General features: G+C 45.4%; 26 protein-coding genes, 1 tRNA gene and 1 pseudogene. 15 read left to right on the top strand and 13 right to left on the bottom strand.

What is annotated here, in order from left to right:
• Position 1 precedes the first annotated feature (1 nt).
• Positions 2-2,947: an MMPL family transporter gene (locus tag ACE6F3_RS06755; protein ID WP_279115630.1), complete on the top strand. Its 2,946-nt coding sequence runs from the start codon at positions 2-4 to the stop codon at positions 2,945-2,947.
• Between the two features lie 2 nt (positions 2,948-2,949).
• Here ACE6F3_RS06755 and ACE6F3_RS06760 read toward each other — a convergent pair whose 3' ends face one another.
• The 3 genes from ACE6F3_RS06760 to ACE6F3_RS06770 all read right to left on the bottom strand — a co-directional run bounded on the left by ACE6F3_RS06760 (position 2,950) and on the right by ACE6F3_RS06770 (position 5,893).
• Complete coding sequence (locus ACE6F3_RS06760; RefSeq protein WP_077975309.1) at positions 2,950-3,594, bottom strand: helix-turn-helix transcriptional regulator; 645 nt, start codon at positions 3,592-3,594, stop codon at positions 2,950-2,952.
• Between the two features lie 457 nt (positions 3,595-4,051).
• Entirely contained in the window at positions 4,052-4,324 is a 273-nt protein-coding gene (locus ACE6F3_RS06765; protein WP_010936602.1) for a hypothetical protein, read from the bottom strand.
• A gap of 36 nt (positions 4,325-4,360) precedes the next feature.
• Entirely contained in the window at positions 4,361-5,893 is a 1,533-nt protein-coding gene (locus tag ACE6F3_RS06770; RefSeq protein WP_279115628.1) for a reductive dehalogenase, read from the bottom strand.
• Positions 5,894-6,305: 412 nt separating this feature from the next.
• Here ACE6F3_RS06770 and ACE6F3_RS06775 point away from each other — a divergent pair, with 412 nt between their 5' ends.
• Positions 6,306-6,941, top strand: a complete 636-nt coding sequence (locus ACE6F3_RS06775; protein WP_279115627.1) for a TetR/AcrR family transcriptional regulator — start codon at positions 6,306-6,308, stop codon at positions 6,939-6,941.
• Between the two features lie 1,127 nt (positions 6,942-8,068).
• The gene (locus ACE6F3_RS06780) at positions 8,069-8,488 is read left to right on the top strand and encodes a hypothetical protein (RefSeq protein WP_392654713.1); all 420 of its coding nucleotides are present in this window, start codon (positions 8,069-8,071) and stop codon (positions 8,486-8,488) included.
• Between the two features lie 40 nt (positions 8,489-8,528).
• Here ACE6F3_RS06780 and ACE6F3_RS06785 read toward each other — a convergent pair whose 3' ends face one another.
• From ACE6F3_RS06785 to ACE6F3_RS06795, 3 genes are all read right to left on the bottom strand, one after another.
• Positions 8,529-9,488, bottom strand: a complete 960-nt coding sequence (locus ACE6F3_RS06785; protein WP_324665091.1) for a tyrosine-type recombinase/integrase — start codon at positions 9,486-9,488, stop codon at positions 8,529-8,531.
• Between the two features lie 40 nt (positions 9,489-9,528).
• Positions 9,529-9,601: transfer RNA gene (locus ACE6F3_RS06790), tRNA-Lys, on the bottom strand.
• A 104-nt stretch (positions 9,602-9,705) separates the two neighbouring features.
• Positions 9,706-10,041 carry a winged helix-turn-helix domain-containing protein gene (locus ACE6F3_RS06795; RefSeq protein ID WP_041342228.1) on the bottom strand — a complete coding sequence of 112 codons (336 nt, stop codon included), beginning with the start codon at positions 10,039-10,041 and terminating at the stop codon, positions 9,706-9,708.
• 364 nt (positions 10,042-10,405) lie between these two features.
• Here ACE6F3_RS06795 and ACE6F3_RS06800 point away from each other — a divergent pair, with 364 nt between their 5' ends.
• The 5 genes and pseudogenes from ACE6F3_RS06800 to ACE6F3_RS06820 all read left to right on the top strand — a co-directional run bounded on the left by ACE6F3_RS06800 (position 10,406) and on the right by ACE6F3_RS06820 (position 15,780).
• The gene (locus tag ACE6F3_RS06800; RefSeq protein WP_279116070.1) at positions 10,406-11,680 is read left to right on the top strand and encodes an ArsB/NhaD family transporter; all 1,275 of its coding nucleotides are present in this window, start codon (positions 10,406-10,408) and stop codon (positions 11,678-11,680) included.
• A 1-nt stretch (position 11,681) separates the two neighbouring features.
• Positions 11,682-13,067, top strand: a complete 1,386-nt coding sequence (locus ACE6F3_RS06805) for an MFS transporter (RefSeq protein ID WP_279115619.1) — start codon at positions 11,682-11,684, stop codon at positions 13,065-13,067.
• A gap of 146 nt (positions 13,068-13,213) precedes the next feature.
• Positions 13,214-14,323: an aminopeptidase gene (locus ACE6F3_RS06810; RefSeq protein WP_279115617.1), complete on the top strand. Its 1,110-nt coding sequence runs from the start codon at positions 13,214-13,216 to the stop codon at positions 14,321-14,323.
• A gap of 221 nt (positions 14,324-14,544) precedes the next feature.
• Positions 14,545-15,021: pseudogene (locus tag ACE6F3_RS06815) on the top strand (rubrerythrin); the annotation flags it as partial.
• 57 nt (positions 15,022-15,078) lie between these two features.
• On the top strand, positions 15,079-15,780 hold the full coding sequence (locus tag ACE6F3_RS06820; RefSeq protein ID WP_279115615.1) for a hypothetical protein: 702 nt from the start codon (positions 15,079-15,081) through the stop codon (positions 15,778-15,780).
• A gap of 4 nt (positions 15,781-15,784) precedes the next feature.
• Here the strand turns inward: ACE6F3_RS06820 and ACE6F3_RS06825 are convergent, their stop codons facing one another.
• From ACE6F3_RS06825 to ACE6F3_RS06855, 7 genes are all read right to left on the bottom strand, one after another.
• Positions 15,785-16,585 carry a PAC2 family protein gene (locus ACE6F3_RS06825; protein WP_279115613.1) on the bottom strand — a complete coding sequence of 267 codons (801 nt, stop codon included), beginning with the start codon at positions 16,583-16,585 and terminating at the stop codon, positions 15,785-15,787.
• Entirely contained in the window at positions 16,575-17,483 is a 909-nt protein-coding gene (locus ACE6F3_RS06830) for a PAC2 family protein (protein ID WP_279115611.1), read from the bottom strand. The genes ACE6F3_RS06825 and ACE6F3_RS06830 overlap by 11 nt, the downstream gene beginning before the upstream one ends.
• Before the next feature lie 197 nt (positions 17,484-17,680).
• Complete coding sequence (locus ACE6F3_RS06835) at positions 17,681-17,881, bottom strand: hypothetical protein (RefSeq protein ID WP_279115610.1); 201 nt, start codon at positions 17,879-17,881, stop codon at positions 17,681-17,683.
• 26 nt (positions 17,882-17,907) lie between these two features.
• A complete protein-coding gene (locus ACE6F3_RS06840; protein ID WP_010936622.1) occupies positions 17,908-18,162 on the bottom strand; it encodes a hypothetical protein in 255 nt (84 codons plus the stop codon).
• A gap of 153 nt (positions 18,163-18,315) precedes the next feature.
• The gene (locus tag ACE6F3_RS06845; RefSeq protein WP_279115608.1) at positions 18,316-19,050 is read right to left on the bottom strand and encodes a UPF0280 family protein; all 735 of its coding nucleotides are present in this window, start codon (positions 19,048-19,050) and stop codon (positions 18,316-18,318) included.
• A 9-nt stretch (positions 19,051-19,059) separates the two neighbouring features.
• A complete protein-coding gene (locus ACE6F3_RS06850) occupies positions 19,060-19,470 on the bottom strand; it encodes an NIL domain-containing protein (protein ID WP_041342251.1) in 411 nt (136 codons plus the stop codon).
• Positions 19,471-19,478: 8 nt separating this feature from the next.
• On the bottom strand, positions 19,479-20,705 hold the full coding sequence (locus ACE6F3_RS06855) for a homocysteine biosynthesis protein (RefSeq protein ID WP_279115606.1): 1,227 nt from the start codon (positions 20,703-20,705) through the stop codon (positions 19,479-19,481).
• Positions 20,706-20,929: 224 nt separating this feature from the next.
• Between ACE6F3_RS06855 and ACE6F3_RS06860 the strand changes: the two genes are divergently transcribed.
• The 7 genes from ACE6F3_RS06860 to ACE6F3_RS06890 all read left to right on the top strand — a co-directional run bounded on the left by ACE6F3_RS06860 (position 20,930) and on the right by ACE6F3_RS06890 (position 26,405).
• On the top strand, positions 20,930-22,021 hold the full coding sequence (locus tag ACE6F3_RS06860) for a type IV pilus twitching motility protein PilT (protein WP_041342258.1): 1,092 nt from the start codon (positions 20,930-20,932) through the stop codon (positions 22,019-22,021).
• A 279-nt stretch (positions 22,022-22,300) separates the two neighbouring features.
• A complete protein-coding gene (locus ACE6F3_RS06865) occupies positions 22,301-22,672 on the top strand; it encodes an NADH-quinone oxidoreductase subunit A (RefSeq protein ID WP_010936627.1) in 372 nt (123 codons plus the stop codon).
• Positions 22,663-23,265, top strand: coding sequence for an NADH-quinone oxidoreductase subunit B (locus ACE6F3_RS06870; protein ID WP_279115604.1), 603 nt, complete (start codon positions 22,663-22,665; stop codon positions 23,263-23,265). Before ACE6F3_RS06865 ends, ACE6F3_RS06870 begins: the two co-directional genes overlap by 10 nt.
• Before the next feature lie 4 nt (positions 23,266-23,269).
• Positions 23,270-23,716 (top strand): NADH-quinone oxidoreductase subunit C, encoded by a 447-nt coding sequence (locus ACE6F3_RS06875; protein WP_279115603.1) that lies wholly within the window; start codon positions 23,270-23,272, stop codon positions 23,714-23,716.
• Positions 23,706-24,809, top strand: a complete 1,104-nt coding sequence (locus ACE6F3_RS06880) for an NADH-quinone oxidoreductase subunit D (protein ID WP_279115602.1) — start codon at positions 23,706-23,708, stop codon at positions 24,807-24,809. Before ACE6F3_RS06875 ends, ACE6F3_RS06880 begins: the two co-directional genes overlap by 11 nt.
• The gene (gene nuoH, locus ACE6F3_RS06885; RefSeq protein WP_041342266.1) at positions 24,809-25,870 is read left to right on the top strand and encodes an NADH-quinone oxidoreductase subunit NuoH; all 1,062 of its coding nucleotides are present in this window, start codon (positions 24,809-24,811) and stop codon (positions 25,868-25,870) included. The genes ACE6F3_RS06880 and nuoH overlap by 1 nt, the downstream gene beginning before the upstream one ends.
• On the top strand, positions 25,854-26,405 hold the full coding sequence (locus ACE6F3_RS06890) for an NADH-quinone oxidoreductase subunit I (RefSeq protein WP_041223371.1): 552 nt from the start codon (positions 25,854-25,856) through the stop codon (positions 26,403-26,405). Before nuoH ends, ACE6F3_RS06890 begins: the two co-directional genes overlap by 17 nt.
• Positions 26,406-26,407: the final 2 nt, after the last annotated feature.

The raw sequence follows: 26,407 nt of genomic DNA on the forward strand, positions 1-26,407 counted from the left end.
TATGTTCAAGACTATTGCAAATTGGGTTATCAAATTTAAATATCTGGTAGTCAGTTTCTGGGTGATACTGGCTGCGGTAATGGCGCTTTCAGCCCCATCTTTGCAGGATGCAAGCACACTGGACCAGTCCGGCTTTATGCCCTCAGACTCAGATTCAGTTAAGGCTGATGCTCTTTTAAAACAGTATTTCCCGGATGATATTTCCTCGGTTTCCGGTCTCTATCTAATCCTGTTTAACCAGTCTAGCCTGAGCCAGACTGATATGGATTATGCCGAATCTTTAAGTGACTGGCTCTCTTCCGGGGATGCGCCCGCCGGCATTGGGGAAGTAGATTCGGTATTTAACAACCCCCAGTTAGCCAGCCGCCTTATCAGCCCGGATAATACTACCATGCTGATAAATATAAGCCTCATGCAGGCCGCCGAGGACAGCCGGACAGAAAAAATCATAACCGCCATTCATTCCCAGCTGGCAGATACACCCGCAGGGCTTGAAGTATTTGTTTCCGGCGAAGCCGGCATATTAAATGACCTTTTTGCCGCTTTGGCGGACAGTATAGACCTGACCACCATTGTTACCATTGTGCTGGTTTCGGTCTTGCTGCTTATTATTTACCGCTCACCGGTAGCTTCACTGGTACCGCTTTTAACCATTGGCATTGCTTATCTGGTTAGCCGGGGCGTGCTGGGCTATATGGCCGAAGCCGGAGTAAATATCTGGTCACAGCTGGATATATTTATAGTGGTACTCATATTTGGGGTAGGCACGGACTACTGTTTGTTTCTTATGTCACGCTTCCGCGAAGAACTCCACAACAACCAAAACCGCTGGGATGCACTTAAAACCGCTTTGGGGCGGATAGGGGCTGTCATATCTGCCAGCGCTATAGCACTTATTGTGGGTTTGATGGGCATGTCAATCGCCCGCTACCAGATGATTCAAACCATGGGGCCTTCACTGAGCGTGACCATTGCCATTACCCTGCTGTGTGCTTTAACAATCACCCCTGCGCTGGCATCTATATTCGGCGGCAAAATATTCTGGCCCAGCAAATTTGATAAAAACCAGAAGGAAAAGCAGCCAGATGCACCGCCCAAAAATAAATTCCACTTCTGGAGCTGGATAGGCAATATCACCACCAAACACCCTCTGCCCATAGCACTGGTTATTATCGGGCTTCTTTTCGTACCCTATACCCAGCTGTCACGCCAACAAGTTTCGTTTGACACTATCAGTGAACTGCCCCAGGATGCCGAATCGGTAATCGGTTTTAATAAACTGCTGGAGCATTTTAATATAGGCGAAATGATGCCAGCCACTCTGGTACTGGCTGATAGCAACGGCGAAGACCTAAGTTCCGCCGCTATACTTGAGGAACTGGCTGATTTAACCGCCAGCCTGGAAAATATTAAGGGGATAAGCGGTATCCAGTCTGTGCTTCAGCCGGACGGGACTGCCGTTTCCGGTTCAGCGCTTTTGGCCGCCAACCAGATACTGGGTCTGATACCGGATGCATCTTCCGGAAATCTTGACCCTGCTGATTTGGTTTCTGACCAGACTTTAGCAAGTTTCGGCTTTATAAAAACTTACCTGCTGGAACTCGGTCAGAGTTTTTCATGGCTTGCAGATGAGACAGCCTATCAGGACTGCCTAACCTCCATAAACAATATAACCGATATACTTACAAGTATCCGCTACAATGCCCAAATAGATACCCAGCTAACTAGCTCGACTGAAAAAATCCGTCAGACCGCAGATGCTTTGAGGCTGGGCTATCCGGCTCAGGCTGAAATAGCCTTTGCGGTAAAAGCCTATCTGGAAGAAAGTGCACAGGCATACAGCTTTATTGCTGATTTATATGACTACCAGCAGGCCATGCAAAAGATTGATACACTTGCCCTCCTTATTGCCCAGTCCAGCAATGACGGCAGTATTGTTTCCGGATTATACAGTCTGGCCTACTCCACCGAACACCTGTCATTCGTGATTGGCAGTGAGGGTGTCTTCTATTTCTTCCCCCAATCCCTCCCGTCAGACAGTGCCTCTGATAATGCCGCTGCAATGCTGCTCAGTGAAATAAGCACATTCGGCCAGAATATGTATTTATTAAGCAGCACTCTGGCGGACAACGGCAACCCGTATTTTATATCTCAAGCTCTTATGCAGGCCTCTCCCGAACTGCGCAGCCTGGTGGATGCATTTTATTCACAGGACAGGTCAGGAATACGTTTGTTCCTGATACTGGCTGATTCGCCCTACAGCAATGAAGCCATGGATACCATTTCCGATGTAAAAGCCCTGCTCCAGCAGGACATGCCAGAAGGGCAGCTTTCCGGTCTGGAATACGGCATTCAGGGTACCAGCGCCACCAGTCAGGACGTCCGGGGTATGATTGAAGAAGATTTCACCCATATCCAGATGATAATTCTGGGCGGGGTATTCTTGGTTTTGCTTACCCTTTTACGAAGTATAGTTGCCCCCATTTATCTGCTCCTGACCGTAATGCTAAGCTACGGTGCAACTATGGGCATAATAACCTGGCTGTTCCAGGATGTATTAGGGCACGCCGGTATAAGCTTTATGCTGCCTATCATATTATTTACCCTGATAGTAGCGCTGGGTTCAGATTACAATATCCTGCTTGTATCACGTATCCGTGAGGAATCGGAGACCAAACCCATCAGGGAAGCTGTTAAAAATGCAATTTCCTCAACCGGCGGGGTTATCGTGGCTTGCGGCTTTATTCTGGGTGGTACATTCGCAGCCATGCTCACTTCACCCATACTTACCATGTACCAGCTGGGGGCGGCGGTCGCCATTGGCATTATAATGGACACCGTCATTGTCAGAGGTATCCTGGTACCTTCACTGGCTACTATAATCGGCCGTTGGAACTGGTGGCCGTTCCATCAGAAAAATACCAGCAGCAGAAAGAGTGAAAACTGAAGCTAAATTACTTTACATTTGTAGCTTAAAAGTATTTTTCCCAGGACCTTTATCTCGGTCAGCGGCAGATTACGGTTTGTGCCATTTCCGTCTGAAAGACGGAGGCCATTATCTGTGGTATACAGATGATATCCGTAAATGCCCTGGTCTATCTGGCAGGCATACAGGTTGCCGTCTTTTATTGCCTGTCCTGCCTGAATGACCACCATCTCACCGGGGTATATGCCAAAATGTTCCAAATGGTTATCATCTACCTGGAGGGCATAAATGTTTTTCAGGTTCTCAACCAAGCCGCGGGGAATAAGCAGGCTTTTATATTTTAATTCATTACGGGGTCTGCGTTCAGGCATGCATCCGTGTACGCAAACTTCCACAGTTTCAAGCCTTTGAAACACAGACCGGATTTCAGTCAGTATATCTTCAATTTGTCTGGGTAATGTAGCTTCGCTTTCCGAAATAAGTTTGGATGGTTCAATACCGAAAGCGCTGGAAAGTTTACTGGCTGTGGTCAGCGTAATACTCTGCCTCTCACCTTTCTCCAGCTTTCGTATATATTGCCCGGAAAGCCCCGAACGACTACCTAAGTATTCAGGCGTCCAGCCTCTGGCCTTTCGGAATTCTCGTATCTTTTCGCCTATACTCATCATTGTAATTATATAGACATTATGCACTTAAAATAAGTATTTGACAATATGTTTTTATATTTTAATAAATATCAGAAAAGCAAGATTTTTGGTATGCGGGTAATAAAAGATGATGGACATAGAAAGGCTGAACAAAGACCAACTGCCAGCAGTAAACTAAGTGAAAGTAATGCGGTAGCAAAACACGAGGGAGTAAGTGGTAGGCCGTACAGGTCTCGAACCTGTGACCCTCTGATTAAAAGATACAAAGAACACGTAAAAAGGGATACTTTATAGTCCCTTGATGTAGCATTTTACGTTTGTTTCGTACCGTCTGATTTAGTTAAATACCAAGGCAAAACAAACAGTTGGTTAGCAAAATGTTAGCAAAGACAGGGGATTTATTTTGCAGGTTTTGTTTATCAAAATGAAAGGGGGAAGCCATAATGGCTTCCCCAATATCTTTTAGTTATCCTAAAGTCTAGGATGATTTAATTCTTCTAGTCACCAATTGCCAAGCAACGACCAGAAAAATTAGAGATGGCAACCCCGTGGCCAGCAAGAACGTGTAGGCGGCTGTGGGTTCAAGTTCAGCAAAGCTGGCGAAAAAATTCTGAACAGTGAAGAGCAATAAAGCTAACCCCAAAATCCCTATAATCCATTCATACCATTTAAGGTTTGCTTTTGCCTTTTTTATCCACCAAATAAGCGCCGTTATTAAGGAACCGACAACCAAACCGATTAAGAACCACATTTTCCTCTATCCTCCATTTCGTTCAATTAACACCTGTTATTTGTATCCACCATCAGTAGCCCCAATACTACCATCCTGGCCATACAGAGGAAGAGATAAATCCCACCATTTACTCGTCTCCTCAGCGGGTACTAACCCATAGCCGAAAGCCTTGTCAGCATTCCAGAGGAATCCATTGAGAAGGCCAGTCGAACTTACTGTTGTTTTTACAAGCTCATGAACCATTGCACTAGTGTTTGTATTGAACACACAAGTACCCATACACCTGGCGCAATAACTCGGCTGCGCATCAAAATACAACCTGCATTTCAATGCATCAGTATGGTATGTTCGCTTACCTGGTGTAGAGAAACTTATTGGTTTATCAGTAGCAATTGCTGATGGCGGAATCTCCCATGATGGTTCAGCTTCGAAAGATATTCCTCCAACCGGACACGCTTCGGCGCATTTACGGCAAGTATGACAAAAACGGAATATCCCAGCGTCTATCGGCGGAGTTGGCATTAGAGGCAGGTCAGTTATTAAACTGAAATAACCGCAAACTGAGCCAAATTCCGGACTTATGCAGTAATTATCATTACGTCCCATCTCTGCTATGCCAGATAGAACCGCAGTAGCTTGCGCCGGCAAAGCACCCCAATAAGACTTGGGGTATCCCATCCCTTGGTAGCCAAGGCCACGCAAAAAATTTTGAGTCAGGTATTGTATTGTTGCATGAAGGCGATAACGGCTTGAATTAGCGGCCATTCTAATATGACTTTCTTCATGACGGAACATCTCTTTTGACATCTGCACAGCTATACATACAGTCCAAAGCGGCTTATCAGGAAGGACATATTTATTGCTTCCTTCGTAAGCTTTATCTACATTCTCAAAGACAAAAGCCTTGGCATCAGTATCTGGGGGTGGCCAACTGTAAAGATAATTATAATTATGTGCGTTACCTGTATCATGGGTTGATATTATTTTTCTCTCATTAGTATCTAATGCGCTTACGGCTATTTGAGAGGCGCCAAAAAAGCGCATTGCCGCACGAAGCATTTTTAGGTTTTCTTCCGGAGTCCCTTCCCATTTTGGCACCCCAAGTTCCTCAGGTGTGGCAGATACTCCATAAAATTCAGTTTTTTGAGGCCCTAACCAGGTCTTCAGTTCTTGTCCTGGAACATAAGAGGTATTAAATGTACTTGCAGCGGATGCAAGAGCAAGATCTCTCAATGATTGGCCTGGTTTGTTATTTTTAAGACCTTCAGTCTGAGTAGCGCCTTTTTCATGGAAAATCTGTAAAACTTTATCGACACCTACATAGCTAGCCAAAGCATGCGGCATCCATAGATTTTCCCTTAAGTCAAAACGTTGCATTTCGTTCCAATTGATTTCTATAGTCGGGTTTCCAAGTTCTCTTTCCTTGATCCACCAGGGACGTTTCCAATTACCCCAAGCTGAAGAACTAACATCATCCAGGTCTTTAAACAGAGGAGCAGCCGCAGTAGCGGTTCCCAACCCAGCGCCGACTAACCCTAGGCCTTTCATAAAATCACGCCGGCTTACTGTAGAATGAAAATTACTCATAAAATACTCCTTTCCCTTAGCTCCACAGATTTGCAAATAAACGCATATTGAAAAATTTCTATTCTTCAAATGCGCTACATCCACACAAACTTAAAATATTTTCCCGTTGCTATGAATTCACAAATCAAATCTTCTTATTATTTATGCACCTCCTCCAGGATTAATTCGAAAATATGGGATATAAGAATCAATACTGTTAGAGTATACTGACGTTAAGATATAGCTAAAATATAATTTCAGGGCAATATTTATAGATTTTAAAATGAACAGCTTTGAAACTATAAATAATTAATGCTATTTATAGTAGCATTAGCAATCTTGTTGGTAGCTAATTGTATATCTTGGTATTGTGCCTTATGATGAGTTCTGTTTTTGTGGGTTATTATGATTTTACGGTGAAAGGAGGCATGTAATGGTAAGTTCAGGGGCAACAAAAAGGCATATTCTTGATACATACCTCAAATTATGTACAGAACATGGCGAACGCAATGTAACTTTGAAGCTCCTAGTGGAGCACGTAAATGTAAGCCAGCCTTGTATTTATTATCACTTTCACTCCTTAAGTGAGTTACGAGAAATAGCTATCGCTTATTCGATTACTTCTCATTTCCTAGATGGAGGCCAAAAGGAAATGGAATATTTGTGGGACAATCAAACAAAAGAAGAATTATATAATATGTATTTGCAGCTTGGTGGACAAAATAACAAAACGCCTTTTGTCTATTATTCAGCAAATATTGCTGGCAAGGAGGATATAACTTTATTTCACTTGAATGCTATGATTAAACTTCAACAAGAAGGGTTAAGCGATTACGTTTTTACAAAAGGATGTAATATTACAAAAAAGGACGAGTACACCCTACGGCTATTAAGAACAGCTGCGTTTAATATGATATTTCTCACTTTAAAATACTATCACGAAAATTTTAGGGACAAGATGACTAAAGAACAATTTGCAAGAGTTATGACTGAAATTACTTATAATAGCTTTCGTGAATTATGGCGTAAGGTTAAAAAAGGTGAGTTTGACTATAGCTTTCCGAGTTAGAGATCTAGCTATAGGAAGAATTATTAAAATCTAAAGAGGCAGAGAACACGTGGAAAGGGATACTTTTTAGTCCTATACTATGGCATTTTACGTTTGTTTCGTGATATCTGATTTAGTCAAATAATAGGGCTAACAAGCAGCCGTTTAGCAATACTTAGTTTGTTTGAGTCTTACACAAGTGTTTATCAAATTATTTATAGAGTCCAGCCAGGCAATATAAATCGGGTCTTCAATAAACTTTATGTAGTCTTTTAGGTTTGAAATCGACTTCTTGAAGTCAAGCTCCTTAAAATCATCATAACAATTATTGAATTCTTTAATCATTTCTTTAAATTCCTTGTCAGGTACATTGCTGTATTCCAGCATAATTTCAATGCGAGAGAATTCCCTGAAAATCTCTTCAGATCGATCGATTAGACGTTCATTTGTAGACAAGAGATTTTTCAAAATACCTTGTTTGTTTATCGGTTTATCTTTAATGGTCTGCTTTATTAGTTGTATATTGTTATTTTGTTCTTTGTAAAAATATAGATAATTATTAAGAATTATAACTGTTTCACTTAACAATTCCCGGATATGATTGTTTCTGTATTGATCCTTTAAATTCTTAATGGAATAAAAAGTAGCACATGCTAATGCTTCAATGGGTGATGATAATAGGTGGAGGGCTGTTCCTATTAGGATTGGTCAGGATCATTGCAAAATCTATTGAACGCAATAAAAATAGTTAGAGTAAAAACAGCGGGCCTGAGACCTTGTGTGTAAAGATTTGGTATACATTACATGTAATTCAGACTTCTGCAAGTTCAAGTCCAGCACAGTGGGCCTTGGGAGACAGTTCCCGAACTCACGCCTGAATATTGAGGTAATTTTATTACCTGCTGGTAAATTCAAATTGAGCTGGAAGTATTGAAGAGAAAGGATTACCTTCTTTAGTTTTGCTGGCAATTAGCAGTTCGCAGACTGCGCAAAGCTTAGAAAAGATAGCGCCTAAGTTAGTTGAAGTGGGGGGAGTAAAATCCCCCCACTTTTACATTTTCAATCATCATTTGTCTAAATTACCTCATAAATTTCTGAAATCATATTCCACAAATCATATGAAATACGTCGCAGATAAGATGTCTGATATGACAAGACCTGTTCGAGAGCAGGGTATTGATCGGATAGATATACGCACAAATCAAGAACTACTACAATCAGCGACTAAAGAAGATATCAATGCTTTTGAAATACCAGAACTACTGGATGAACCAATATTGAAAGAAACACGAAAGATTAACTTCTCAATTATTAGTTTGGCATTCAAAGAAAATAATAAATGGCGTCTCAGTGATGGAGATGCAATATTTAATGTAACAATGAATGATGCGAATTTCCTCAGTAAAGTCGACAATAATTTAATCTCCTTCTCAAAAGGAGATATTCTCTATTGTGAATTACTTACTACCCAATGGCAAGTACAAAATGGTGTGAAAACAGAGTACGAAGTAATTAAAGTATTAAAACATACACCGGCAAGACAGCTACCACTGCTAGATATTAATTAAGGTCGGCATTCCTATCCGGCCTTTCTACCTTATAGGTATATTATAACTTCAAGTTATCCACCGGGCTAAACTTCTTATGTGCTTCAGCTGCTGCTTCTGACTGTAACGAAGCCGCATAACGTCTGGTCATGGCCAACGTAGTATGTCCAAGCATTGATTGCACTTGGAATAAATCCCCGCCATTCTTTATAGACAATGTCGCGGCCGTATGGCGAAAGGTATGCGGCGAGTTACGGACATCCTTCAGCCCGGCTCTTTCGCCTAATCTATGAATAGCCAAATATATACCTTTAGGCGTGAGAGTCTTACTGTCAGTAGTAACCCAAAGAGACGGATTATTATCAACTCGGGCATGTAGATATTTATAAACTGCCATCTGGGTGCGTTTAGAAATTCCCACAACACGCTGTTTACGTCCCTTACCCCAGACGCTGATTGTTTCTCTATCTACATCAATATCTGAAATATTGATGTTCGCAAGCTCCCCTAACCTAATCCCATTATCAATTAACACCAGCATAATAGCCCGGTCACGTAAACTCAAAATACCTCGCCCTTCACACGCTAAAAGCAACGACCTTAATTCATCCGGATAGTAAGGCCGAATTATTTTTTTGGGAACTTTTGGCGGACGGATAGGAGCCATCGGGCTAAAACTGATAACACCTTCTCGTGTTAGCCAATTGAAAAAAACTTTAATAGAGCGATAATAACCGTGGACACTTACCGGCTGACAGGTTTCCTGTTTGGTGAGTAAAAATCCTCTTATATGTGAGGCAGTAACTTCTTTTGGATCTGTAAGACCAAGAGCTACCATGTAATCGATTATCTGACCAATCTTCTGCCGATAATCAAAAATAGTCCTGCGGGATAAATCTTCAACACGGCATGCCAAAAGAAATGCTTCAAGGTGACGTCTAAGACCAGTGGATACAATCAGGGTATCAAGTTTACGTATAGCTCTATCGTGAGCTTGGGGTGCAATCAGGGTATCTTTCACCGCACTTTTTGGACAGCCGCCGGTGTATTTAGCTTTAAAGTAGGCCGTACAGGTCTCGAACCTGTGACCCTCTGATTAAAAGTCAGATGCTCTACCAACTGAGCTAACGGCCCACAAACAGAGGTTATTTTAGCATCGTTGGGTAGGTTTTGACAAACTTTAACCGGCTATTTATCAGGTATTTTTAAAATATTTGTTACTTGCGGCAAAATATCTGCTACTTGGCAGGTGCTTCAGCCGTAATAACATTGGCTTCAGCTGCAGGTTTACGCTTGCGGCGTTTCCAGCCCAGACCTTCCAGAAAATCACCGATAATTATTTCCTGATATGATTCATGGCGTAAAGATAAATCCGGGTTGATGCGGTATTTTATGCCGCGCCCTTCTTTTTTCTTGGCAATATAGCCCTCGGCCTCAAGGTCGGCAATAATTTTCCTGACAGCCCGTTCGGTAATATGTATATTTTCAGCAATTTCACGGGCGGTAATACGTGAATGTCTGGCTAAAAAGCTTAGCACCAGTGCGTGGTTCGTGAGAAAAGTCCAGCTAGCCATTCGTAACTCCCCTTAAATTTATGCCCAATTTTACCATTTGACAAGGTCTTTGATTAGTGATAAATTATTCATGTTTTAGATATCATAACTATATATACATGAATATTAGAACATCTTGATTGTAAACTATTTTGTTCATGCATGCAATATCTAAAACTGACAACGTAGGTGTTGCCACATCGGGTACATTAGAGTGCACGAAAGGGGGTGACTACAATGGTTGACAAAAAACCCATGGCTCCTGCTGCCAAGCCCGGCGCTCCCGCTGCCAAGCCCGTTAAAAAGTAACTGGTAATCAACTGATGGTAAAGGGCAGGAGAATCTCTCTCGCATCAAGGGTGATTCTCCTGCATTATTTTTGAATATGCTCTGGTTGGCTTTATCTATATTCGTTACCACCATTCTGTTAGTGGTATTTAAACCTCGGCCGTTTAACGAAGCCGGGGCTATTTGTTTTGGGGTCTTTTTAATGCTTGTGCTGGGACTGATTCCCCTGTCAAGTATAGGGCAGACTTTAGCTGCAAACCTGAATATTTTATTTTTCTTTCTCGGGCTCATGCTGGTTAGTTATTTCGCAGAGTTGTCCGGTTTTTTTGATTCAGCCGCCAACTTGGCTCTGAAGCTTTCAAACGGCAGCTCTTGGCGGCTGCTGGGGCTGGTTTTTGCACTGGGGATTGTTATCACTATGTTTATGTCCAATGATGCCACTGCCCTGCTCTTAACCCCGGTAATTTTTATGCTTGTCCAGCGCTACGGGCTGAAGCCTTTGCCATATGTATTTGCCTGCGCTTTTGTGGCTAACGCAGCCTCATTTATCTTCCCTTTTTCCAATCCAGTAAATCTACTGGCTGTAGATAAATTCGGCCTTAGCCTAAGTGAATATCTGGGATTTATGTTAATCCCAGCCCTGCTTGCTATTGCGATTATGATAGTCATATTTTACTTTATTTTCCGCCGTGACCTTAAGGCGGGGTTTTCACTGGCAACGGCTAAGGCTGTTGCAGCAAATAATTTTTCTCGCTCGGTCAGGCTGGCATTGGTTTTCCTGGCAACAGGCTGCCTTTTGACTTCGTTTATGGGGTGGCCGCTGGCAATCCCGCTTATGCTGACTGCATTTATTCTGATGGGCATAACCCTATTCTATAAAAAAATGGATTTCGGGCATCTTCGGCAATCTGTTTCATGGTCGATACTGCCCTTTGTACTGGGGTTGGCTTTTATGGTAAGCGGATTGGAAAATGCCGGAATTACTTCGGCACTGGGAAACTGGCTTTCCGGCACTATGGCCGGCGGCAACCAGCTGGAAACAGGGTTAATTACCTCTTTCGGGACAGCTATCGGTTCTAACCTTATAAATAACTGGCCGATGATGATGGTCTCAGTATCCAGTTTATCCGCCATAACTGATATCAGCGGCGGCAATGCATGGCTGGTGTATCAGGCTATTTTGGGCGCAGATTTGGGGCCTAATCTGCTGATAATGGGTTCTTTATCCACCATGCTCTGGCTTATGCTCCTGCGGAAGCGGGGGCTGATAATAAAGGCTATGGATTATACCAGACTGGGTCTTATCATCACCCCGCCATCTCTGTTGGTATCTACATTTGCCATATTCCAATTAGGAAAACTGAGTAATTAAGATGAAAACTATCACTCGCCAGAGTTTAGATAACAGCATCAAAGACGGGGCGGCCTACTCCGCCATGCTGGGGCTGACCCAGGATTATGTAACACCTTTTGCATTGGCACTAAAGGCATCCGTACCCCAGATAGGCATACTTTCAGCACTACCCAACCTATCCATTGCTTTTTCACAGCTGTTTGCCCCTTTCCTGTCCGAAAAAGCCAAAAGCCGCAAGGGTTTCGTGCTTAAGGCCGTATTGCTGCAAGCGGTATGCTTTATACCGGCGTTCATTCTGCCTGTTCTTTTCAGTGATTACGGGGTGTGGTGGCTGATACTCTGGTACACTTTGGGGACTATGTTCGGCTCACTGGGTAATCCGGCCTGGTCAAGCCTGATGGCAGACCTTGTCCCCGGCCCTATCCGCGGGCGTTTTTTCGGATACCGCGGCATGATAGCCGGGATTATGACTCTGGCTTTTTCACTTTTGAGCGGGCTGCTGCTCCAGATAAGCGCGGACACCCTCTTTTTGGGTTTTGGTCTTATATTTTTCGGTGCCAGCTTAGCCCGTTTTATTTCAAGTTTCTTTTTAAACAAGATGGAAGACCCTCAGGCTAAAACCCCGGTCAAAGACAATGTAAGCATGAAAGCCCTGTTAAAGGGTCTAAACACAACCCCCATGGGCAAATTCATATCTTACTCAGCCCTAATAAACTTCAGCACTTATATTGCCGCACCGTTTTTTGCAGTCTACATGCTGCGTGAGCTTGGCTTTGACTATCTGACATATATAATAGTAATATCCTCAGCCTCAGTAGCCAATTTTGTGTTTATGAAGGTCTGGGGGCGGGTTTGTGATATCTGCGGCACGGTAAAGATACTTAAGCTCTGCAGCATATTTGTACCGATAGTACCGCTTTTATGGATGTTTAGCCATAATACATATTACCTGATAGGTGTTCAGGCACTTTCAGGTATTGTCTGGTCAGGTTTCCTGCTGTCAGGCACTAACTATATCTTTGAAAGTTCCAACCGCCGTAACCGGATGCGCGGTTTTGCCCTTTACACCGGGGGAAACAGCCTGGGTATTGCGCTGGGTTCACTTGCCGGCGGTTTATTAGTTAGCATACTGCCCCAGATTAACGGCTACCATATGCTAAGCCTGTTTTTAGTATCGGTAATAGCCAGAGCAGCAGTAATAGGGCTGCTGATAAATGGAATAAAAGAGCTTAAACCGGTAAATACCTCCATATATCAGTTGTTTATATCCGTGTGCAAACTGGACGTACTGGCTCTTAGATTAAAAGCTGTGTTTCAGGCAATACCCCAGCTGCCGCGTCTTTTCCGCCAGCCTCTCCGCTCCGGAATGGTAATCCGCATATTCCAGCTTATTATCCGTTTTTAAAAAGCAAACAGCCCACTTTATTCCCCGTGCTAAATACATATAGCGTCTTGCTTCATTGCCGGTAAACCCCCAGCGGTCTCACAAGTTGGATTTGCCAATCACAGCCACTATAATAAACTATAATACATTTTAAGCGAGGTTTATTTATGGTTGACCCGCGGACGGAAAAACTGGCGGATTTACTGGTTAACTATTCTATTGAGGTAAAACCGGGTGACACAGTGGCGGTCAATTATTTCAGCGGTGCGCTGCCCTTAGCGGTTGAAGTATATAAAAAAATACTGGCTGCCGGAGGCCACCCCCTTATGCAGGTCTCCAAAAACGAATTTCTGGAGTATTTGCTGAAATACGGCTCTGATGAGCAGATAAGCTATGTCCACTTTCCCCAAAGGTATATAACGGAACATTATGACGCTACTATACACCTGCTGGCTGAGGAAAATACCAAATCCATGACCAGCATAGACCCCCGGAAAATGGTAGCCTTTGAAAAAGCCCGCACCGACCTTATGGAAACCAGTATGCGCCGTACCGCCGAGGGCAATTTCCGCTGGGTACTGGCTATTTACCCCACTAACGGCTATGCCCAGGATGCCGGTATGAGTCTGGAAGAATATACTGATTTCGTTTATAACGCCTGTCTGCCGGATATGAATGACCCGGTGGGTTTCTGGAAAAACTTAAATACCCGCCAGCAGAAAGTAGTAGACTGGCTCAAGGGTAAAAAACAGGTGCATATAAAGGCCAAAGAAACTGACCTCCGCCTGAGTATAGAAGGACGTACATTTGTAAGCTGTGACGGCAAACTCAACATGCCTGACGGGGAAATATTTACCGGCCCGGTAGAAGACAGTGCCGAAGGATATGTATATTTTTCCTACCCTGCCATAGAGGCCGGGCGTGAAGTTACCGGGATTCGCCTCTGGTTTGAAAAGGGCAAGGTGGTAAAAGCTACCGCTGAAACTAACGAAGAATTTTTGCTAAAGACCCTGGATACTGACCCGGGTGCCCGATATCTGGGTGAATTCGCCATTGGCACCAGTGAGGGAATCCAGAAATTTACCAAACAAATACTTTTTGATGAAAAAATCGGGGGGAGTTTCCACCTAGCCTGCGGAGCGGGTTATCCGGAAACTGGCAGTATCAATAAATCTGCCGTCCATTGGGATATGGTATGTGACCTGCGTGACGGAGGCGAAATCTGGGTGGATGGCGAATTATTATATAAAAACGGGAAATTTGTTATCGACTACTAGTCTTTTCAGGCACAACAAGAATATCCGCCCGTTGCTAAAACGCCCTAAAAATAGTCCTTTCCCATGGGGTATATGCCGGTGTATTTTAATCCGGCAGTATCCGCTATTGTTATATATTTATTACATATATTCCGGCAGATTACCCCTGACGGGATTTGCCTGTTATAATATGCTTTAAGCGGCATAAGTTTTAGCCAGAGCCGGCAACCAAATATTTCTTAGCGCAGAGAGGATTTTGCCAGATGAGCGAAGAATTAAGAGAACTTATTGAAGCGGCTGTATACAAGGAAGTTGCCTCTCAGTCACTTTATCAGTCTGCCCTGCAAAAAACAGATGATGCGGCCGTCAAACAGCTTTTAAAGGAACTAATCCAGAGCGAAGAAGGCCATCTGAAAGTGCTTAAAGATTTGCTGGTCAAAGGCGAATTTAAGCCAAAAACCATTGCACCCCGCTTGCAATCTCTCAAGCTGGATACTTATGTCAAAGGCGGGAATGACATGGAAGGGGCAGGGCTGCAGGACATACTCCTTTATGCGATTAAAGAAGAACAGTCTGCCTCAGAGTTCTATTCCCACCTCATGTCTACCTTCATCAGCCGGGAAGCAAAGGATATGTGCCGGTTTTTATCTGCCGAAGAGCTGGAACACAAACTGAAGCTGGAACTTATCTATGATGACCTGTTTTTCCCCGAAGATTAGGCCAGCCGAAGACTATTCAGTTTGTTATAGCACCCAAATACCAACCAGGAGGTCAAAGTGTCTGAAGAGATAGCCAAAATACAAAAGCCCGAAAGCAGTAAATATGCGGATAAAAAGAAGCTCTATGTAGTTCCGCTGGTGCTTGGCTGGAAAGATGCACCGCCCGAATATGAAGCCATGCTCAGCCGCTATTGGAAAGAAGTAAGCGTTCAGCTGTCCCATCTGGAAAGCCGCATCGGGGCTGTCAATTACGTATTTCACGAATCAGTAGACCAAAGCGGCGCAGAAGGGTTGGAAGTGCTGACAAATTTCAGCCCCGTAAGCAAGGAAATGGCCCTCCGTTTTTTGGAAAAAGGTGCGGTAATTGAGGCCACAGAAGATAGTGAACTGGTGCGGGAATGTCTGGACTGGGAACGCTTTATGCTGATAGGTTTTACCAGCCAGAATGTATCCAAACTGGTTTCTGAAAAATTTATACAGGCGGTAAAAAGCCGCTACGAGTTTATCCTCGGCAGAATAAGCGGAACGGTCAAAGGGAATGAGGCCGGTGTGCTGTTTATCCGCGAAGGCAACCTGATGCAATTCCCGGCTGATATTGAAGTATTCAGCATAGCTCCGCCGGTACTGGACGAAATTCACCGCTGGCTCAGGGAAAGACGGGACCAGATACCCGCTGCTCAGGAAGACGAACAGATTGATTCCTGTTTTGCCGAAAAAGATACCGGAACACCCCCGGCCGAAGATACCAAAAGCACTTAACTAACTAACAGTCTTCAAAAAGGCGGCTTATCTGGTCTAAAAGCTGATTACGGCTTGCAGCATCCAGACTAAGCCCGCCTTCCAGCATTTTCAAACCACTTGCAATCTGGGTATCTGTTTGGCACAGGGTACTTATTTTGCCGGACTGATACTTTACCTTTTGTTCTGTTTCAGCCAGATTAAGCTTTAGGGCAAACCTGTCACCCAGGAATTCAAGCAAAAGAAGCTCAGCCGCAGCATCCCCGCTGTTCTGCAAATAAAAGGGCAAAACCTGCCACAAACTCATGGCATTTATACCGTATTTACCAGCCAGCCAGATTACAAATGAATTTATATCTACCTTCTGGTTAGGCGGGGTGTCAAAATTCATATTGCACTCAACCCCGGTGTTTTCCAAACTGTATTTGTGTATGTCAGAGTTGACCACTGCCATAAGGCGGCGGGGGGCGGTATGGGAAATCATAGCACCCACACTGCCCAGACAGATTATTTCATTTACCTGATAAGACAAAGCTGTATTAACCAGCCTGTCCAGATACTCATACTGGTTAAATTCGGGGATACTGCCCCGAAATACCAGCAGCTGCCCTCCAGGCAGATATTTCAGTTCACCACCGGGGAAATGGGTTAAGTCATCTTTAACCGCTACCCCGTTAAGTGAGAAGTATTTTTCTATTTCCACCTCAAATACAGTGACAGGGGTATCCTGTTTTTCGATTTCGGCCAGCACTCTTTCGCTCAGCAAACCGAATTCGCCCTGCCAGGCAATAATCAGGCACTTTGCCTGCGGGTTTTTAGCTTCCATGTTCATCCTGATTATGGTCTTTCTTAAAAAATTCGGCTATGTTCTCTTTCAGCCATTTTTCATCATCATCGGAAATACCTTCGTTTTCAACGGCATGATAACGGTTATCCAGTTTCTGCCTTACCATTTCCGGAAAACGAGCATACATTTCAGCAATCATTTCGTCCATTTCGCGGACAGATTCATCCATACGGAACAAATCCACGCTTATACGCATAATATACCTCAGGGCTTCAAGTGACGAACGGGAGGCATGCGGGTAAATCAGCGGCAGGTGAGACAGATAATCCGGTATTTCCCCCATCAGGCAGGCCGCAGGTATATTTCTTTTACCGGCCACACCCAGCAAAAGCCCGTTTAAACCCGAAATATGGGGGACGAAATTTTTACCTGCCAAATTGCTTTTGAGCTCCGCCGGCAAACGCTCATTTATCATATCCAGAAAATTTTTGCTGCTTGCCACTGCCCATACTTTAGGTTTGGCCTTATGATGGGTCATAGTCACCGCCGCACCGAAAGTAATAATCCTCTGGCAGCCCAGTTCTTCAGCCACATCAAGCACTTTAGCGGTCATCCGGCTGGCACGGCTGCCCTGAGCATAGGTATTCTGCCCGTCAGCCGGCTGCTCGTCACCCATGAATATTACTACATCCTGACCGCACCACTTTTGATAATAGAAGCGGCTTTGGGGAAACCTAAGTTCCTGCTGGACACCGTTTTTTATATTTACCCCCGAAGGATAAAAAAACTCCTCCGGCTCTATATCCGCCAGAACACCCGCCCCCAGCTGGTCACGCAAAGCCGCCAAAGTAACAATGCCCACGTTGCCAACACCCGGCCAGGCTGCCAGCAGAGTAGGTGACTGCATTTCAGGTTTATTATGATAAATAATCCCCATAGACTTGTTTTGCCCTTTACAATACTATATTAAGCCCGACTTACATGGTAATCCAAACGGCTATTGGCTGTAAAATGAATATTACCGGGAAAAAGACTGCCATCACAGCCGCGTGAGCTAGCTTTGAACACAACCTTTGTAAAACTTTTTAGAGGACAGATATTAAAGTAATATTAGAATGCTATTATAGGGTCATTTCAGTCTGCAAATAACCCCAGCAGTTTCCCGAATAAAAAGAACCCGCCCAAACTAATTATTAAAATAAGGCCGAACGTCAGGATAACCCGCGGAGACAGGCAGGCCCTTATTATGGCTCCGCGCATCAGCTTGGTGTGCTGCTGTTTTACCAAATTTTCGGCTGCGCGCCCGGCTAAATATTCATCCGGTGAAACAGGCATGGCAGAAACCTTCTTGTATGAGATGATTAACCCAGATATATTTCAAGAGCGTCTTCGGCTACAGTTATCAAACGCCGGGTGGTATCCAGTTTTATAGAGTACATATAACTGGTGATGGGCGGCTTTTCGTTTTTGGGATCCATATAGCGTACAAAATAATCTTCTATGATTATGCCGGTTTCAGAAACATATTTATCAATTTCAGGGTATTTGGAGGTCATGTTGGCTAGACGTACTGACAGTATTTTCACCCTCTGGCCTTTTAGAAAACGTGGCGCCATTCCCATTCCTCCGCTGAAGCTATTTTACTGTGTAGCGTAACATTATGTTATCTTTATGTAAACAAGTAGTGGTTCTTTAGCCCACACAGGCTATTTCCCCTGTTTACACCCAACATACTTTACCATATCCGCAGTTATTAGGATACTTTTTGATTATCTTACAGGAGATACCGGAGAAAGCTGTATATCTCCCCAGATACCTATTTTGTCATCTTTAATAACCACCAGCCCGGCAACACCCTCTATCTTTTGCCCGTACTCCAGCGCTGCGGGAATATCAAGAGCGGTTTGCACCTGATTGGCCACTGCGGTAGCAGCCGCATCTGCCAGAATAGCAGACCCAGATACCACCAGAGCCGCATCCGCCTTGCCAAAACTTAGGCTGTGCCCCACTGTACCGGAAGAGGTGCAGATACCCAGCGGGCATTTATCAGGCCTTATTTCCAGTGCCAGCCTGCCGCTTAAGACAGAGCGACCGGCAAATATACCAATCCGTCTGGCCGAAAGGGTATAAACAAATATATCTCCGCCGTTTTCAACCAGAATTTCGGGGCTGTAGGCTAGAAGCTCTTTGCCCACATATTCGGCTACTGCCCCGGCAACCGCCGCCATAGGCCCTACACCCGCTTTAGCAGTAGCTTCGGCCATAGCTTGTATAATAGGCGGAGCATCTGCATAAATCTTTAGCGGCTTGAGGCTGGAGGCAAAAACAGGCTGACGCTTAATGTAAGAGGTTATTTCCTGGCGGTATTTCCGGGTAAAAAAGTAGCTTAGCTCTTTGAGTTCGGTTGCAGCCAGTATAAACAGGTCTGATTCCTCTTCAAGTACCTGAAAAGGAATAAGTTTACCAGCGTTTACCCAGTTTCGGTAATTACGCGGTTCATACATGCTAAACCACTAAAAGTGCAGTTCCATAGCCCGCGGCGGGCAGGCCTGAATGCATATGCCGCAGACTATGCATTTTTTGGCATCAAACTTAATTTCCCGGTTATCCTCATCTATGCTGAACGCATCTACCGGGCACATAGTCACGCACGCTCCGCAGTGAGTACAGCGGTTTTCGTTGCGGGTTACTTCACGGTTGAGAGAATCTATCTTGACGCCGGCCTCATTCAGGTAGGCAATACCTTTATCGTAGGCTTCACGTTCCCCGGTAATCTCCAGTACCATCAGCCCCTCTTTATCAGGCGTGATGGAGGCTTTAAGGATATTGAATGCCAAGTCAAAATCACGTATCAGATGGTAAACAATGGGACGGTCTACCAGTCTTTGGGGAAAACGCAGAACTATTCTTTTAGATGTTTTCATATTACTACCTACAAGATATGATGATTGGTATCACCAAGCGGCCGTTCATTAAACGGGCGGACTTTAAGGCCGGAGTCTATACCCGGCAGGGGTGCAACCGGACTGGTGATTTCAAATTTACCCTGCTCAACCCAGGTTTTTAGTTTACCGGCAATTTCCCGTGCCCGTGAATAGCTGCAAAGGGAAGCAGTGAGTATATTTTTACCGTTTATATCCACGCTGCCGCTTCGCAGCTGGGCATAAGTAACTTCGGCAACCGCACCCGGACGCAGATTAGGATAGGCAGACGAGTAATCTATCACCGTACCTACAATATCATCATCAGTAACCAGCGTAGATTGCAGTATCTCTTCAGAAAGTATGGGGATAGGCACGCCGATACCCACTGACAAAGTCACTCCGTAACCCAGCATGCTGGTACCCACCAGATAACGGGCATCCATTTGTTTAAGGTCACCGATAACCGCCAGAGTACCAGCCCCGCCTTTGGGCACGCCACTCTCTGTCCGGGCAACACCGGGGTTGTGCTGAGTGCCTTGCCAGGCCACATAGCCCACGCCCCCACCTAAAAAGATGCGGCTGCCGATTCCTATAGTCCGGTAATACGGGTCATTAAGCAGCGGCGACAGCATACCGGCGGTGCAGTAATTTATGTTTCCCATATTGGGTTTCAAAACGCCCATGTAGGTATATATGGTTTTATCAGAAAGGTTAACAGCCACATTGTAGTTCTGGTAGGCGTTACGCATATTAAACAGAACGGCTTCGTTAAGGTCTTTTATATTCAGGTAACTGGAAAGCCGCCTGCGCGGATAGCAGTCTGTTCCGTAAGCACTGGCCTCCAGACGGATGTCTTTGCCGGCCACCAGCTCCTCTATAACATGGCCGCCGCCATAATTGAACTCTCCGGGGTGAATACGGTTACGGGGGTCATCATCCGGCAGAGCGTTGGCACCTATAAATAAATCTGCCGCCGCAAAAGCCGCATACGCCGGTACGTCATTCAGATAAGCCCTACCGCCGCCCAGTTTCATGCGGGGAGTGGTGTGACCCATATTAAAATAAACACCAGAGGAACACATAGGGCCAAAAGTGCCGGTGGTGACTACATCCACCTCTTTGAAAGCGGCTTTCAGCCCTTTCTCCCGGGTATAGCCCACAATCTCTTCGGCGGTCAGAACAACCGCCTTGCCTTCCCTGATTCTCTGGTTTATTTCCTCCAGTGTCTTTTGCATATCAGCCCCCGCCTGAAACAAAGCCTGAAACAGCTACGCATTCAAGCTAAAATTTAGATAACTATATCACTTAACATATTAGTCTTCAAACAAATATATCCTGCCGGTGGTAATATAGTTATAATATAATAAACTTAAATAGTACTTTTGGGGGATTTTCCTTACTAAAACTAACTTATACTATAATATAATATGATATCATATCTGGTTCAGAAGGAAGACAAATGCGCGCAGACGAATTATTAAAAATAGCAGTAGAAAAAAAGGCTTCAGACCTTCACCTGAGAGTGCCGAACCCGCCTGTACTCAGAATAGACGGCGCCCTTAAACCCCAGACAGACTGGCCTGTTTTATACAACAAGGCCATTGAACAGATATTGGAAGAGATAACCACCCCCGAACAGCGTGAAATATTTTATGCCGAAAAAGAGCTGGACTTTGCCTACAGTGTAGCCGGGGTAGCCCGCTTCAGGGTAAACGTGATGAAACAGCGCGGCTCTATCAGCATTGCCTTCCGCCAGGTGCCTTTTGAGATACGTTCTATAGATGAACTGGGTGTACCCAAAATCTGCAAAGAGCTTATCCTGAAACCGCGCGGCCTTATTCTGGTAACCGGGCCTACCGGCAGCGGTAAATCCACCACCATGGCCGCCATGGTAGACCACCTGAATAATACTGATTCGCGTAATGTCATTACTATAGAAGACCCCATTGAGTATCTGTATACCAATAACCGCTGCATTATTGCCCAGAGAGATTTGGGTGACGATACCAAGTCTTTTTCCACTGCCCTGAAACATGCCCTCCGGCATGACCCTGACGTAATACTGGTGGGTGAAATGCGTGACCTGGAGACTATTTCCACTGCCATCAGCGCCGCCGAAACAGGCCACCTGGTAGTGGGTACTTTGCACACTACCGATGCCCCCCAGACTATAGACCGCTTAATAGATATATTCCCCCCTGACCAGCAGCAGCAGATACGTATGCAGCTGTCTCTGGTTATTGAGGCAGTACTGGTACAGACGCTGCTGCCAAAACGGGAAGGCAAGGGGCGGGTAGCCGCTTTTGAAATAATGGTAGCTAATACCGCCGTACGTAACCTGATACGGGACAAAAAGGCCCATGAACTGCATAACGTAATGCAGCTGAGTGCCAAAGACGGTATGCAGACCCTTGACCAGTCTTTGGCAGGTCTGGTACGCCAGAATATAGTTTCGCTGGAAGAAGCCCTGTTAAAAAGCAGCAACCCGGAAAGACTGCAAAAATTGCTGGCATACCAGCAAACCCAGCAGACCAAGCCCCACCAGTTTTAAACTGCCGGCAACACGCAGCATCATTTGCCGTATTAAATGCAGCAAGCCCGGCGGGGTTTGACCCGGCGCACTCTGCAAGTATATTTCTTTTCCGCACTTTTTGGCCCAAAGATTCCAAGTTCTAATACTTTAGTATTAGACTTTAAAATTATTTTTGGAATATTTAAGTACAATTAAAACTTTAAGTCACTATTTTATAATACCATTACATCATATTTAAGCTTTACTCTTCAAGGGGACTAATGCTATAGTAGTAAAAAGTATTTCAGGGGAGGAATTATGCTGACTGATTACGGCTATATTGCACTATTCCTTGTCGCTGCAATACTCTTTACCGCCATAGTACTAGGCCTACCGGTTCTCCTTCGTATAATCGGCATCGTGCCTAACAAACCTGACAAAGTCAAAAATGCCACCTATGAGTGCGGTGTGGAAACCCAAGGCCGCACCTGGGTTCAGTTTAATTTCCGTTATTATTATTACGCCCTGCTGCTGATTGCTTTTGATGTACTGCTGGTCTTTCTTTTCCCCTGGGCAACTCAGATAGGTTCGCTCGGGTTTTATGCTTTTGGAATAGTGCTTGCCTTTCTGATAATAGTCATGGTGGGCTACCTGTATGCCTGGAAGAAGGGGGCTTTGGAATGGAACTAGATTCGGGAAAACCGCTGAGCCTGCTTACGCTGGATGAAATTGACCAGCATGAAGGCGGGATAATTCAAAGCTTCCGCACCGGTCATACCACGCCTTACCCTGACCCTGCAGACTGGCTAAACAGCGAAGAGCCGCCTCCGGGTGTTTTCATTACCAGTGTTGAAAAGGTGCTGAACTGGTCACGCCATTATTCCCTTTGGCCGGTGATGTTCGGTTTGGCCTGCTGCGCTATTGAAATGATGTGCATGGCAGCTTCCCGTTGGGATTTAGCCCGTTTCGGCATGGATATTTTCCGCGCCTCCCCCCGCCAGGCAGACCTGATGATAGTTGCCGGTACTCTTACCTGGAAAATGGCTCCCTGGCTGAAAAGGATTTATGACCAGATGCCGGAACCGAAATGGGTACTGGCTATGGGTGCCTGCGGAACCAGCGGCGGTTTGTTCCGGGATTCATATTCGGTAGTTCCGGGTTTCAATATGGTAGTCCCGGTTGATGTATATGTACCCGGCTGCCCTCCCCGTCCGGAAGCCCTTTTAAGGGCTATTATGGATATCCACGGAAAAATAGATAAAACCCGCATTATAAAGAGATAGATTCATGACCGCCGTACTTGATTACCAACAACTGAAGGCTGATTTATCTAAAGAGCTGCCCGGGATTGAAATCCAGGCGGAAAGTTCTTTTCTGCTGGCTTTGCCTGAGGATATACACCGGGTGTGCCAATATCTGGTTTCCCGGCCGGTGCAAATGGACTACCTGACCAACCTTACCACGGTTGACTATCCTGAATACATAGAAATAGTTTTCCATTTGAATTCAATTGTGAACAATACCGCCATGACACTTAAAACCCGCCTGACTGACAAGACTAACCCCAAAATAGCTTCGGTAGTGGATATCTGGCGGGGAGCAGAGCTGCAGGAACGTGAAATATATGACCTTTTCGGAGTGGTTTTTGAAAATCATATAGGCCTGAAACGCATTTTCCTGTGGGAGGGCTTTGAGGGTTATCCTTTGCGCAAGGACTTTGCAAATGGCCATTAAAACTGAAAGCTTTATTTTAAATATAGGCCCCCAGCACCCCAGCACCCACGGTGTGTTCCGTCTGCGGCTTGTTCTGGACGGTGAGGTTATTACCGACCTGGAGCCGGTTTTCGGTTATCTCCACCGGGGTATTGAAAAGCTGGCTGAGGGACGTACCTACCTGCAGGACATACCTTTTACCGACCGACTGGATTATCTGGGCTCTATGACCAACAACCACGCTTATGTTATGGCGGTGGAAAAACTGGCCGGCATAACAGTGCCAGAACGGGCTGAATATATCAGGGTAATACTGGATGAGCTCCAGCGGATAGCCAGCCATCTGGCGGGTCTGGGCTTTTTCCTGAATGATTTAGGTGCCCTGCAAACCCCGCTTTTGTACATGTTCCGCGAACGTGAAAAGATTGTGGAACTGTTTGATATGTGCAGCGGCCAGCGCTTAAATTACAATTATTACCGTTTCGGCGGCTTTGTTCAGGATTTGCCGGAAGAATTCCTGCCTGCCCTGAAAAAGCTTCTTGATACCTTGCCCGGTTTCATAGACGAATACGAACAGCTTATTTCCACTAATGAAATTGTGCTTATCCGCACCAAAAGTGTGGGGGTACTTAAGCGTGAACTGGCCATAAACTCCAGTGCGGCCGGGCCGGTTCTCCGTGCAAGCGGGGTAAACTGGGATATCCGCCGGAATGACCCGTATTCAATCTATGACCGCTTTGAGTTTGATATACCCACCGCCCAAAACGGTGATACATATGACCGCTATATGGTACGTATCAGGGAAATGCGCCAGAGCGTGCGGATACTCCGCCAGGCAGTCAAAGACCTGCCCGAAGGTGAAATAATGGGTAAAGCACCCAAACTCCTTAAGCCGCCTGCGGGTGAAGTTTACAGCCGCATAGAAGGGCCTAAAGGCGAACTGGGCTTTTATCTGGTTTCAGACGGCACGGATAAACCTTACCGCTGGCGGGTGCGTCCACCCTGCCTGCTAAATTTATCAGCTTTGAAAGATATGGTGGTAGGCTGGAAAGTGGCTGACCTGATGGCTATATTCGGCAGCATAGACATTGTAATGGGTGAGGTGGACAGATAATGTCTGACTTCTGGGTTCACCTGCTGGTCTACCTGGTCATACTCTTTGGTTTTGTAATTGTGAGTGTGCTTTTATTTATCTGGCTGGAGCGCCGCTTTATCGGCCGTTTTCAGCTGCGCCCCGGCCCCAACAGAGCCGGCCCTTTCGGGCTGCTGCAGCCCATTGCAGATGCTATCAAGGTGCTTATTAAAGAGGATATTATCCCTACTGAGTCAGACAAAGGGGTATTCTGGTTAGCCCCGCTGGTGGCTTTTGTGCCGGTAATGCTGATGTTTGCCGCCATACCCTTTGCAGACGGAGCTATGCTGGTTGACCTGAATATAGGCATACTCTATATACTGGCGGTTAGCTCGGTAACGGTAATAGGTATATTTATGGCTGGCTGGAGCAGCAACAGCAAGTATTCCCTGCTGGGTGCCATGCGTACCATAGCCCAAGAAGTCAGCTATGAAATACCGCTGGTGCTTTCAATACTCGGCGTTGTTATGTTAACCGGTTCGCTTTCGATGAATGAGATAGTAAAAGCCCAGAGTGTCCCGTTTGTACTTTTGCAGCCTCTGGGTTTCTTCGTTTACCTGTCCGCCGCCATGGCGGAAATAAACCGCACCCCGTTTGATTTGCTGGAAGCGGAATCTGAAATCATTGCCGGTTTTCATACCGAATATTCCGGCATGAAATTCGGCCTTTTTTACCTGATGGAATACGCCGAAGTACTGGCAATTTCGGCCATAGCCACCACCCTGTTTCTGGGGGGCTGGCAGGGGCCGCTGCTGCACCCCGTTATCTGGTTTATTACTAAAGTCCTGATAGTCTTTATGTTTATAATCTGGGTGCGTGCTACCATACCCCGTCTTCGTATAGACCAGGTGATGGCTTTCGGCTGGAAGTTCCTTTTGCCGCTGTCCCTGGCCAACCTGGTTATAACGGCATTTGAGATACTGGCTGCGCCTGACATGAATACAGCAGTGCTTATCGGTATAAATATAGCGGTAATGTTCGGGCTTATCCTCCTGTTCAGCCGTTTTTACAAGCTGGGAGGTGGACGTGTCAGCGTTAAGTAATACCGGGGGCGGCATTCTAAAAGGAATGCGCCTTACCTTCAAGCATCTTTTCCGCCCGTGGATAACTGTCCAGTATCCGGAAGAAAAACTGACCATGTCAAAAAGGATACGGGGAACGCAGGTTATCTGGGTGAAGGAGACCTGTATTGCCTGTCTGGCCTGTGCCAGAGCCTGTCCGGTAAAGGCCATCAATATGGAGGTTTCCCGCGGCGAAGACCGCAAGCTTAAGGTAGACCATATGTCTATAGATTTCGGGCTGTGCGTCTTTTGCGGTCTGTGTGTTGAATCCTGCCCTACTAAAACTTCAATTTACATGGGCTACGGCTACGAAACTACCACCTACCGCTGTACTAACGTTGAAAAAGCGGAAGGGCAAAGCCGTTCCGAGTGCCGTTGCCGTGAGCTGATACTTACCGGGGATGAACTTGCCCCCTCGGCAACCCGGGTACTCAGCGGGTATGACCGCCCGGATGCCGCAGAAAAACTGGCTGAACAAACCCTGCTTATAAATAAGAAAGGCTACTTTGAAAGGTAAAC

The organism is Dehalococcoides sp. THU4 (genome assembly GCF_043231265.1).
In the GTDB taxonomy this organism is placed as follows: Bacteria; Chloroflexota; Dehalococcoidia; order Dehalococcoidales; family Dehalococcoidaceae; genus Dehalococcoides; species Dehalococcoides mccartyi.